Genomic DNA, 12309 nt, shown 5'->3' with positions numbered 1-12309 from the left:
AGATTCAAAGGCCTTACTTATTAAAATAATAAATATGTTAATCTAACAAAGACCAAGTACGTCTTGTCTGCACTTCCTGAACAACCTTCTGCTCCGCAACAACAATATTTTCCCGTCGCTGACCGATATATTCCAATGTCGCTAATTTGCCCCATAGCGATACCATAACATCCATAAAATCAGCAACACAGCTCATGGCCTCAGCAATCTCAAAATGATTATACCGCATTTCAATGAGATTGGATAGGCGTTCCTCAAAATTACCTGGTGTCACATCTTTCCATTCATAGAAATATTTAAGCATTTCTTCCCGTTCAGCAGGTTCAACTAAACGTACAGCATTAAAAAATACATGGGCAAAATCAGAAAAATATTTTAACAGATATATTGGTGCCCGTTGTGGGAGAACAGATCTATATTCAAAAAATGTCGTAGCCATATATTCCAAGATCTTTTCAGTAATAAAGCGGATATTCAGCCCCAATTCCGTGATTTTAGGTCTGTTAACTGTTTTATCCATGATCTTATAGGCAGCCGTTTGAAATTCATTCAGCAAGCGATAGAAGCGATTGTGATAATCCATCAATAGCGGATGACTCTCGACGTACATACTTGGAATAATGTATTGCTGTATCAATATGGTCTCCTGTGCTTCTTGAAACAACTTACCAATCGGCAGAAATGATCCTGTCACTTGCCTTTGATTGATATCAGATTTACTCACAATATCGATTGTATACTCTTTTTTAACATAGGGATAACGGAGCGGAGACTCTTCCGGATTAGGTTCGCCAAAAGCTGATCTTTTAAAGGGATTTACATGTAAAACCACATAATGCTCGCCGAGGGCCAATTTAGAAACATCCATATAGGCACTGAAACTTGCTTCAACTGCTCCTTGCTGATATGCTATGTTGATTCGGTTACCATCGCTGGTCACCGCATTACAAAATCGAACTTCAACTTCCAGATAACTTGTCGTTTTTTTGGTAAGCGATATATCGTATGAACGTTCATATCCTGCGAAAGCTGGTAATAAACCAAAATTAGTACCATTCAGCCCCACCGAAATGCTATCGCGTACGAGATCCTGCGTAAAAAGATCCGTATGAACAAAATCCCCGCTGGAAAGTTTCATACCATCAATCCAGTTGATGCCTTCGTAATTTAATGGTTTTTGCATATCCTTCTTTGTTATCCTATTGTTTCTGAAACACGCTTAGCGTGTATGGTCATTTTTTCTGTAATCTGATTTCCCGAAATATCCAAACTTGGATCGATATAGACATTTCGCTTGAAAACAGACCGTTTCACAACAAATATCCATTTCTGATATTCTCCGCCAATATCGGAATAGCGAACTGGCGCATTGGGAAATTTACTATTGTAATCTTCGATAAATTTTTGAAACCACAACCCGAAATTCATCTTTTCAGGGGCTTTTACCTTTACACGTAATGGTTCGACATCTTTGCTATCCTTGTATAATTCCAGTTCCAATACCAGCAATTTGTCAAAATCCAGGTGGTCCAAATTAATTTCTTCAGGAAACCGTGGATACTCCCAGACCCGATGGATCTCCATCGGAATAGAAAGCAACGCAATATAAGTCCACCAAAAAAACATTGGCACAAAGAAAATCGAAACGCTAGTCGCTGCCCACCACCCTAATCGGAAAGGACTCATCCAATCAAAAAATAGTTTATAGATATATAATCCGAGCAGTAGCATTATCAACATCACAAAAAATACAAAAACCTTTCTATTTTCTAAGCTATTCAAATCCCATTTGCTCAGCAGATATACCCATAAAACACCGACCCCAAATGCATAGATCATTGTCATGAAATAGCCCCAGGGCATAAATGCAAAACCCAAAAACCCGAAAAAACCAGGCAATGCCAATGCCAATCCTCCCAACAAGATCGAAATGATAAGCTTCTTATTACTCAGAAGACTATTCTTCTTATTCCAGACCGACATTACAATGGCCGAAATAAATACTAATAAAGGCGCAAGGATGTACCTTAAAAAAACTGTTTGAACTTCCATTTCAACTGATGCACTATTCACAAACAAATATACTATCTTTAAACAAAAAAATTTACAATACTGATCACTCATCTCAGTTAAATTAGCTGATCGAGTTTTAGGGTTCAAGAAATAATTCTTTCAATGAAAAAAAAGGACAGTTTATTTTCAAGCAATAGTATGGTTTCGGATATCAAAGCAAGCCAAAAAGCCGCCGACTTGATTCAGCGCGGTGTTGATCCAGATCACATCATTTTTCGCTGCGCGGGTTCGAGCCGTCGCCCTTTCTCGACAGAAATCCAACAGGTTGACACCTATCTATCTGAAAGCAGCAATGAAGAGTTTGTCCGAATCAATATGAACCGGGAAGGACTTTATGATATGCTTCCAGAAGGTCTCTTTCATACCCTACATGCGGGCAGTGAAATCCTTGACGAAGATGTTATGATTCAGGATGTGCGCAACAAAAGACGCCAAGAACAAAATGCAAGAAAATTCTTCGCTCCATTTGAAAACGAATTATTTTATTTACGTACTCTTTTAGATCAATATGAAAGCCGTCTTGACATGCAGACAAGCCATCAAGAAATGAGTGACCTGCTTTTGTCCAACTGGCCTGAACTACAGAAACTCAATGCACGCCAACGTGTGATCTGGATGCATTTTATTCCTGAAATTCATACCCATAAAAATGATCTCGGCTATGCACAACAGCTCTTGCGCAATCTGCTCAATATCCCCATCGATCTCAAGCTATCAACGCGTGACCGTGTCCTAGATTGGCATGAGATAAATATATCTTCCGGCCTGCTAGGTCATTGTCAGCTTGGAGTTGATAGTTTAACGTCCATGCAATATGAACTTAATGAAACTTATCTCGCGATTCTGATAGGTCCTTCCTATCCCCAACTATTAAAGAACTATTTGCCTAATGCCAAGGATGAATATATTATTCATCTTGTCCTAGACCATCTATTCCCCGTTCAATTAAACGTTCATATTACATATGATCTTCTACCCGAAGTAAAACACAGCTACTTAAGTGACAAACATGGCCACAATCAAAGTATCCTCGGGCATACATCATACTTATAACACTTAGGCTATTTCACCAACAACCTATAGTGTACCTCCATACTGCTGCGTACCTGTAATTTCCCCAGCACTTGGGCTAATAATTCCTTCCATTCCGAGCCTTCTAAATCAAAAGCCAGATCCGGTTCTACATAGATATCCGTTGTCTTTTGAAATCCTCTCCTCGGATCACTGTCCATAACCACTCCAGGCTTTATTTCAATACGTTTTACCACATTGCCAAGTTCAAGCTTGATAAAATTGATGATATCGTTTTTACTGACAATACGATCTCCAGTAGTTACATTGTATTTGAAAGCTTGTAAGCTATCTCGCCGGTTGAGTCTAGAGCGACCACCTTTACTATTGGTCAACAATACTAGCTGTTCATAATTTTTTGCGGCCCCCAGCTGTAGCTGCAATTGACTGCCAACACTGATTCCGTTTGCCAATTCAGCATGTGTCAGCCACATTTTTGTGAACACGAGATCACCGTCATTTTTGGCGTTCATAACAATATATTGTTTAAACTCATTCTGGCTCAAATGCAATGCTTTACCCTTTTGCTGGATTAACGCTAGGTTTTTATCCAACTCACGAAGTATAGTATTCAGAAAATCAGCATTATATGATGCAAATGCCGCTTTCTCATCTCTAATCAACTCAAATAAGTAATCCAATAGGTCTTTCGCTGTCCGACCGTCCAATCGCTCAACACCGCCCTGCCGCACGGTATAAAATCCAGCATCGGCATGTACCCCAGACCGGTTGTAAGGTACTTCGCTATAGCGTTCGCCCTCCTGATCCACGACATCCTCTACCGTGAGCAGCTGTTCAAGTTCGGCAGTTTCTATTGCGACAATATTTTTAAGCGCCTTCACGCGGTGTTTGCCTTCAACCAGACGTTTATTAACAACTGGAAACGCATTTATCTGTACATGTAGTTCCTCCAAAAGCTGATTTGGGAGCGAAGTAGGCATATCAATTCTGATCCAGTCCAGATCCTGATCCAGTTTGCTGACGATCTGCGCATCAAAATTAGCCGTAATTCCCTCAGGTATACTTTGTTCCTTTCCAAAACAGGTCTCGTCCAGATCATCATCCAACGTCAAAAAATGCTGTTGGTAGTACCCTTCGATATCTTGGCTCAGATTAAAAAGATAATTTTTACGGCCAAAGAGTTCCTCCTCTGATCGCCAACTTTTCTTTAGAAATCTATTCTGATGATGCTTCACTGGGACTCCATTGAGATACCATTTTCCCAAGTTCAGTACTTTGTACATCTCTCGGTTAACTTGGTAATTTCCCCAGTCAAAATAAAAATTCAATCCTTCAAAAGATTTCATCTTATGCTCCTCCAAGCATTTGATCCCCAAATAGATGGCATGTTCTGTTGTCAGGTGTACCGATTTCCCCAATACTTTTTTCGAGTTGGGCTGCACTTCGTACAATTGGCGGGCCGTAGCCATATAACGGATCTTTCCATGAAACAGATCAACCTCCTCCAAACTTGAAAAATTCATTTCCATCATCTTCTCTCCTTTTGAGCCCCCAGCTGCAATTTTCTTCTTCATGTTCATCTGAAGATAAGGGCTTACACACACCTCATTTTCATTGGGTTGATAAAATAGAATAGCATGAGCGGGAAGCGGAGCGACAAGATAATCCGGTGCCAGCAGACGACCGATCTTATCGAAAATTCTGTTTTCAAAATCGTGCACATCATTGGAAACCTGAAAAATCTCACTACTCAGTACCTCCATTAATAGCAGAACTAAGGGATCGAAGTCAAAAACCTTTTGAATCCCCCAAAGTTCTTGTGCTTTCTTGATGATCCTGTTCCGAATCTCCTCTTTGCTCGAATAAAAAATATCGTTCATTTAAATCACACTATTTAGATAGTGGACTTAGAAAAAGCGAAGTGCTGAACGCATATCGTTCGCCCGTTTCCACCATCTTTCCTTCCACATAGATCATCACCTTCTTTTTAATTTCAGCCACATTCCGTTTTGGAAAAAAAGTCTCCACTTCAGAAATATTGACCTGTACCGTAACCTGCTGAATACGCCATTCATATCGCGTGATCGAGTCCAGCAACGATTTTCGGAACTTCTCTTCCCAGAGGCTTTCGCTGACAATAAGCTCAAAATCAAGATCCCAGATTGCACAGCCAAAATCGGCGTTGAATCGGTGTTCACCTTTACGTGTAAATATGATCAGCTCCAGGTAGTTTGAAATGGATCTCCCCAGGTCAGCCTCTTTTAAGCGTTGACTTTGAACCGGAAGGTCCAGCTGCAGTGGTTTATCTAAGTAAAAATCCATTTCAAATCACTTATTGTTGGTTATATTCACTTGCCCAAGTTGTGCTTTCATCCTCCCCTTTATAACCATCAAGTTTTACCATAAAACTTTTTGCCGGAAAATAAGGGGTGATGTGGATGTCCAAGTGAATCTTATCTTTCTGCTGATCATCACGTTCAAAACGCATAATCTTAAATCGTTCAATTAGTCTGTCTGGCCCTTGGATACTGTCCAGAAACTTAACGATCTGTGCACGAAGGTCCTTTTCGGTTTTGGTTGTCCAATTCTCAAAAGCTCTTCTGTTTAAGAAATCAAACAAGACTTTGGTGACATAATCAAATACGCGGACAACCGAATAAGTTTGTAGACCAATATTATCGCCATTGAACAATGTTTTGGCCGAGAAAGCCATTACTTTACCATATTCATTGACCATCGGTACTAGACCGATACGTTCAAGATGGGAGATCTCACTTTTTTTCAAGTCGAATTTTACACCATCGACCTCATTGATTGTACCGTGTTTTTTACCAGCAGTCACCTGTGACATCAATGTGTAGTACATTTTCCCCGCCAAAGCAGCAGAGCCTGGTACAGTCAGATCCTCCTCTTCGCCAACAGTGGTATTTTTTTCACGCCCGATCAACCAATTGGTTGTCATAATGACATTCGACTTATAGGCTTCAGCACTGGTATAATTACCTGAAGTAAACAGATCGATGACATCATCAGGTTGATCCAGATCCGCAAAGTCTGTTACCAGCATTGCTTTATTGACATTAGCAATCTTTGCCCAACGGTCCAACACCTTATTGGAACCTAAATAGCCGGGGACCACTAATAGCGAATAATTATCCCGAAGATCCAGACGATCATAATTTTGTTTAAATTCTTCGGAAACATATTCGATAAATCGAGGATTGTCCAGGTCCGTCAGTTGATCCATACTTGCATTCATCAAGACCACGTTGTCCAGTTTATCCGACTCCGTATTTTTGTAGAATAAATGTACCGAACGGTAAGATTGCTCCAGTTCGCGGCTAGCTTCCAATGCCACCCCCAAATTACGATTCAAGGTCTCTTCAGCAACTTTTAATTTTTCAGCACTTTTCTCCACCATTCCAGCAACAGAATCCGAGTTCTCCAAAAGATCCACCCATAACTCCATCTTCTTCTTCAGCTGCTCCCGTTCTTTCTTTTTCTGATCATCACTCAAAAAAATCTGCTTCCGTGCCTTCCTTTCAGGATTCAAATTCTGAATCCCGTCCACAGAGGCTTCCAAAAGATCAAAACCACCGACACGAACCAATTTATCCAAGCTATCTTGCAGGTTTTCTTTCGCTGACCTATCTTTTACTTCTTTATATCCGGCAGCGGTACCCGCTTGCGCCGCTTTTTCTTGTTGTGTATTTGCCATCTGTTTCCTATTTATTTGCTTCCAATTCTGCGATGAAATTTTTTAGCACATTAATAAATGCTTCTTTAGTTTCCGCGTTTTCAATCGCTGATTTCAACGTTTTATTTGACTTCAGCTGTTTGATTACACTCGCAGAAAGATCTTTCTGTACACTAATGTTAGATAAAAAATCGCTTTGTTGCGTTAGATTCTTGGCCGAAAAATCGCCAAGATTTTGAAACTTCAAATTCTCGTTTACTGCCGCTCCATCTTCGTCCTCAAACGATACATCCACATTAGGTTTAAAATGGGCAAAGACATCATCTACTTTCTTTAGTCCTTCAACTTTTTCAGGGCGTAAAGGCTCATTGTCAGTCAGCTTCTGAATAAACATCGTTTTATTGAACGAGATGTCCACAATGGACTCCGAAGTCTCTACTTTTCTTTCGTTTCCACCAATTTCGTACTCAAACATATTTCAAAAAATTAAGTTTATACTTATTTAAATTTTTCCTATTTTATATACAATATAACAAAATATTGGTAAATATTCATTATTTACGCCCGCTATTCCGCTGTCCTAAAACGACATACAGGTTATTTCTGTTTTATATCCCAGATCAATTTTTCTTCCTTTTCATCCCAGTCCACCGTCAACAGATCGCCCCGGTTCAGTTCTCCCGCGATCAGCATTTTGGAAATGGGTCTTCGCAGTTCATTTCTGATTCCTGCAGCAAGTTGTCGTGCACCATATTTAGGTGTAAATCCTTTCAGCGCAATCGCCTTTTTCGCCTCTTCTGTCAATTGCAGTGCTACAGCCTGCTTATCCAATAGTTGGATAAGCTGTCGCAATTGTATATCAAATATCTTCACAACATTACCTTCAGAAATAGGCGCAAAAGGCACAATTTCAGATATTCTGGCCAAAAACTCAGGTCTAAAATGAGCGGTCATAATATCCATGAGCTGATTATGTTTTGGAAAGCCCTGCCCTGATTCAATTTGCCCTGCAATCCATTCACTACCGATATTGGAGGTAAACAAGATCAGCGCATTGCTGAAATCACCTTCTTTACCCAAACGATCATGCATAAGCCCCTCATCCAATATTTGAAGAAAAGTATCAAATACCGACGGATGCGCTTTCTCAATTTCATCGAACAATAATACAGAATAGGGCTGCTGTCTAATTTTGTTGACCAATAGTCCACCCTCCTCATAGCCCACATATCCCGGAGGAGCACCATACAGCAATGCGGCACTATGCTCTTCCTTAAATTCGGACATATCAAAACGAATCATTGCTTTTTCATCATTAAACAAAAATTCAGCAATTGATTTAGCGAGCTCCGTTTTTCCCGTTCCAGTCGGTCCCAATAAGAAAAAGGAACCTATCGGCTGACCTTTTTTATTCAGCCCACTTCTTGATTCCAATATCGCTTCGGACACTGCTTTCACAGCCTGATCTTGTCCCACAACACGTTTTTGGAGGTAACTTTCGATCTGTAGCAGCTTTTCCTTTTCTCCAGCCTGCAGTTTACCCATCGGGATCCCTGTTTTATAGGCCATCACCGCCACAATATCCTGTTTAGTCACTGTGTCTGCTAGTTGCTGCGCCTGCTCCTTTAACAAGGGGACAATCCGCGTCAGATATTCATTGTATTGTGCTACGGAGTCAAAATCTTCAAAACTTGTTTCCTCGGTCAGCAAGCCCAACAGAATCGGACTTAACTTATTAAAAAGTACCTCCGTCAGCCATTTGTAATCATTCAAGAGCTGAATCTCATTTTTATGCTGCTGACCCGATTTCAACACTTCAAATTCGTTATCGGCATTTTCAAGAATTTCCAATGAACCACTTTGTGCCAACTTTAAAGCCGCCATACTACGGTCCATGAGGTCAAATGCAGAATCTGGCAGATGCCGATCCTTCATGTAGCGCTTGGCCAGCGTCACGACGACAGGAAGTGCATCCAGCTCGACTTTTAAGCCATGGTGCTGTTCGTATTTATCCAGCACTTTCTCGAGCATCTTGATGGTTTTTTCCTCCGAGGGCTCCGCTACCTGGAGCAGCTCAAAGCGTCGGTTAAATGCCTGTTCAGGTTCGATGATCTTTCGGTATTCATCCAAGGTTGTTGCTCCTATTACCGTGATTTCACCCCTTGCCAATTCGGGCTTCAGCAGATTTCCGGCACCAGAGCCTATCGGTCCTTTATTGTCTAACAACGTATGGATTTCGTCGATAAACAAAATCGCCTTATCAAAACCTTTTATTTCCGTGATAATTTTTTTTAAGCGATCTTCGATTTCCCCCTTGTAACTTGCCCCTGCGATCAAAGCCCCCAAATCCAGTTCGAATAGTTGAGCATCTTTCAACTGTGCCGGCACATTTCCATTCACAATATCAATCGCAAAACCATCTACTAGCGCAGTTTTACCCACCCCAGCTTCACCAGCAATAATAACATTGGGTTTGTTGCGCCGACAGAGGATCTCCATCATCATCCGGATCTCCTTATCCCGCCCCACAATCGGGTCAGATTTACCTTCACGCACCAATTGCAGACGATCCACACAATACTGATACAATGCTCCCTTTACCGCAGCGCTACTCGTTGTATCGCTGTTTTCATTTCCACCTTTCGAAACAGCCTGACCGATTTGATTCTGATCTACGTAGAGATCATATATTTCTTTCTCCTTGATCGGAAAGGATTTTAATTGATTGACATCAAAAGCAATTCCTGCCTTTGAGATGGCTGTGAGCAAACAGATGGGTGTGATTAAATCAAGCCCGAGTTTGATCCTGACGAGATCAGCCTCATCCAGCAAACGAATGACACCTTCATTTCCTTTTATTTCTTCGGCTGGAACCGCAATATTCGATCGTTCCAACTCGTCCATACGAATTTCGGCCCACTCAGCAATATATTGATCATCTTTATGAATAGACTGAACAAATTGTCGCAAGCCAACATCCTTATGCATCAACGCTTTCAGCAAATGAGCTGGACCAAATTGGTTCTGATGATATTCCTCTGCTAAAGCTTGAGCAATATGAATGGCTAATTTAACGGATTCACTAAAGTTGCTGATCGTCATTTGCTGGTTGTTTGAGGTGCATTGATATTAAAGAAACTACCACGGACACGGTAATATTGCTCCCCATTGGAGAAAAATTTACCTTGATTTTGAGCATACGATCTAGTCATTGCCATCACCTGCTGCAGATAAACAATATAAGCTTCAAAAGTTTCCAGTGTCATTTCCTTCTTATTTTTTAATGCTTCCACTTTCATATCTGTAAATGTATTGTGGATAATAGGAAGCCCTAACATAACTGAAAAATACTTTCCAATGGTCCATTTGTCGACAGCTCCAGCACTATACATTGGCCATTTCTTCTTATAGGCCTGAATGTAATTCTGATACAGTTTCTTTCTGAATGAATTATCATCTTTGACCAAATTATCTCCGGTCATGACAGACAAGGTGCTGTTGAATTCGTTGAACTCCCCCGTATTCAAAACAAGATCAAAATCCAAACCCTTTGTTAATTGGTACTGCAAGTCAGGGCTAAATTTCAGCATAGAAGCAAACTTAAAGGCATTATGTGGCATTGATTCACCGACATCCTGGTTAAACTTGCCGCCTAATGATTTGGCAACACTTGGATTGATGTTGGCATTTTCTATTCCCGTTAGGCGGAAGGCACTATCCAAGCTGTGTATATGTGAGCGTATATCCTCGCGGGTTTCATCCATGAAACGATAAAATGCGACATTGAAACTCTTGTTGTTGAGCGATGAACCGCGGGTTGGAAACACCACTCCACCCTGGATAAGGCTATTTTTCGGAAAATCCAAGTAATACGATATTGAATCCGTCAGATTAAAATCGTAGGATTGATTTCCGAAAGCCTCTCCTTTAACCAATTGAAATTTACGTCGTTCAGCAGCATAATAAGCTTCGCTGGACACCAATTTTCTTGATTGTACGATGAAATCATTGAATGTCGTCTGCGTGCTATTATACGCTTGTAACATAACCATCCGACCTTCTACATCCGCAACCCTTCGGGCAATAGACGAGATCTGACTGGGATTGGCACCGCCCAAATTGCCTGTAGATCCTACAATCACAAATAGATTCGTTTGCTTTGCCACATCTTTAACCAAGTTGGTTGCTTCGCCTATTCCTTCAAAAAGAGGTTGTTCAGAATTACCACGATCGCAGTTACTTGTGATCTTGGATTGCTCCCGCAAGAAGCCCGTCAACTTGCGGAAGTCTTCGGTAAGTTCCATTTTTGCGGTTCGTCCACCACAAGAAGAAGGGTTTCGGAAGACCACACTACCATACTTTATGTTCTGCTTGTTAAAAATCGTTTCAACACTATTTTCAAATCCTTGAATAGTATTCGTCAAGCTCGCAAAGTGGTTGCGCATGGCATTTCCACCATCGATAACAAAAATAATATTGATTTTCGATCTATTTTTAATGAGGTTAATTAACCCAGGGTAAGTCAATTCGGCGCCGTTGATCGTCAATAGTTTATTATTAGTCTTATTGAATACGTCAATGGCATAGTTTGTCACGATTCCCGATTCATCGACCGTTTGCACAGGTACGCCCAATAAAGTAATGTTTGCCGTATCGATCAGTGGGTCTATTTTGTAAGGCTCAAGCCCATCGATACGATCTTTATTGATCTTCTCCATAACAACATCAGCTTCTGGAGACTGAAAAGTATAGGGCGCAAAATACAAACGGTGGCCCCAGTTCTGAACAACAGATGAGGATACCCATCCTTTCACATATTTGCCGGCCTCTCTGGGGACAAACTGATCGGCCGAACCGATAAGCAGCTGCTTGCCATCATCCGATTTTTTAAAGACATATACATAATTATGAAGTGCAACTTTCGCTTTTCCATTTTTCAGATCTGGACCATCAAAAACATAAATCGAATCTTTTTTGTCAAAATAATATTGTCCGGCGACCAAAGGTTCAACATCATTAATAATCGTCAATGCCTTATTTGGAAAACGGGTCGCGACATCAACAAAAGAGCGTTGCCATAACAATAATTTATCTTTAGCAATCCATCCCACACTTTCTGCATGTTTTTTGTCTTTCAATTTAAGCCCACGCACCATATTCTCGCTGAAGCGTAACAGCTTTAGATAACCATCTTTTTCTTCCGAAACATAGAATGGCTGCATAAAGGTCAACTTCTCCATCATCAGTGTTCCTCCTGGCGAGGTCGTGGTGTAATTATCATTACGGTCAGAAAACACAATCCAAGGAAGATTAGATTTGCCCAGAGATAATTTGGTCGAGGTCGCAGGATTGGGTTCAAGATAAGGCACGGGTAGACCGACAACACTTCCACCAAAGGATGTTGCAGATTGTGCTTTGACAGCATCTGTACCCAGAGCTCCCCATAACAAGCCAAGGCATAAGGTATAAGGCAGGAAATATTTAGCTATACTCATAGTAAGACTTTG

Annotated in this window: 9 protein-coding genes; 1 reads left to right on the top strand and 8 read right to left on the bottom strand. The window is 40.8% G+C overall.

Going from position 1 to position 12309, the window contains the following annotated elements; genetic code table 11:
- Positions 1-37: 37 nt before the first annotated feature.
- Positions 38-1183, bottom strand: a complete 1146-nt coding sequence (locus M2408_RS09970; protein WP_259181372.1) for a hypothetical protein — start codon at positions 1181-1183, stop codon at positions 38-40.
- Positions 1184-1194: 11 nt separating this feature from the next.
- On the bottom strand, positions 1195-2073 hold the full coding sequence (locus tag M2408_RS09965; RefSeq protein ID WP_259181369.1) for a TssN family type VI secretion system protein: 879 nt from the start codon (positions 2071-2073) through the stop codon (positions 1195-1197).
- A 102-nt stretch (positions 2074-2175) separates the two neighbouring features.
- On the opposite strand from M2408_RS09965, the gene M2408_RS09960 reads away from it, so the two are divergent.
- Positions 2176-3126 (top strand): hypothetical protein, encoded by a 951-nt coding sequence (locus M2408_RS09960; protein ID WP_120257257.1) that lies wholly within the window; start codon positions 2176-2178, stop codon positions 3124-3126.
- An 8-nt stretch (positions 3127-3134) separates the two neighbouring features.
- Here the strand turns inward: M2408_RS09960 and M2408_RS09955 are convergent, their stop codons facing one another.
- The 6 genes from M2408_RS09955 to tssR all read right to left on the bottom strand — a co-directional run bounded on the left by M2408_RS09955 (position 3135) and on the right by tssR (position 12297).
- Positions 3135-4985, bottom strand: a complete 1851-nt coding sequence (locus tag M2408_RS09955; RefSeq protein ID WP_120257256.1) for a type VI secretion system baseplate subunit TssF — start codon at positions 4983-4985, stop codon at positions 3135-3137.
- A gap of 10 nt (positions 4986-4995) precedes the next feature.
- Positions 4996-5427, bottom strand: coding sequence for a GPW/gp25 family protein (locus M2408_RS09950; protein ID WP_120257255.1), 432 nt, complete (start codon positions 5425-5427; stop codon positions 4996-4998).
- A 10-nt stretch (positions 5428-5437) separates the two neighbouring features.
- The gene (locus M2408_RS09945) at positions 5438-6823 is read right to left on the bottom strand and encodes a DUF5458 family protein (RefSeq protein ID WP_120257254.1); all 1386 of its coding nucleotides are present in this window, start codon (positions 6821-6823) and stop codon (positions 5438-5440) included.
- Between the two features lie 7 nt (positions 6824-6830).
- The gene (locus M2408_RS09940; protein ID WP_120257253.1) at positions 6831-7277 is read right to left on the bottom strand and encodes a type VI secretion system contractile sheath small subunit; all 447 of its coding nucleotides are present in this window, start codon (positions 7275-7277) and stop codon (positions 6831-6833) included.
- A 122-nt stretch (positions 7278-7399) separates the two neighbouring features.
- Positions 7400-9904, bottom strand: coding sequence for an ATP-dependent Clp protease ATP-binding subunit (locus M2408_RS09935; protein WP_259181360.1), 2505 nt, complete (start codon positions 9902-9904; stop codon positions 7400-7402).
- Positions 9901-12297 carry a type VI secretion system protein TssR domain-containing protein gene (tssR, locus tag M2408_RS09930; RefSeq protein WP_259181359.1) on the bottom strand — a complete coding sequence of 799 codons (2397 nt, stop codon included), beginning with the start codon at positions 12295-12297 and terminating at the stop codon, positions 9901-9903. Before tssR ends, M2408_RS09935 begins: the two co-directional genes overlap by 4 nt.
- Between the last annotated feature and the right edge of the window lie 12 nt (positions 12298-12309).

This window comes from Sphingobacterium sp. BIGb0165 (assembly GCF_024810095.1).
GTDB classification, from domain to species: Bacteria; Bacteroidota; Bacteroidia; order Sphingobacteriales; family Sphingobacteriaceae; genus Sphingobacterium; species Sphingobacterium detergens.
This window is presented reverse-complemented; position numbering and strand designations above follow the sequence as displayed.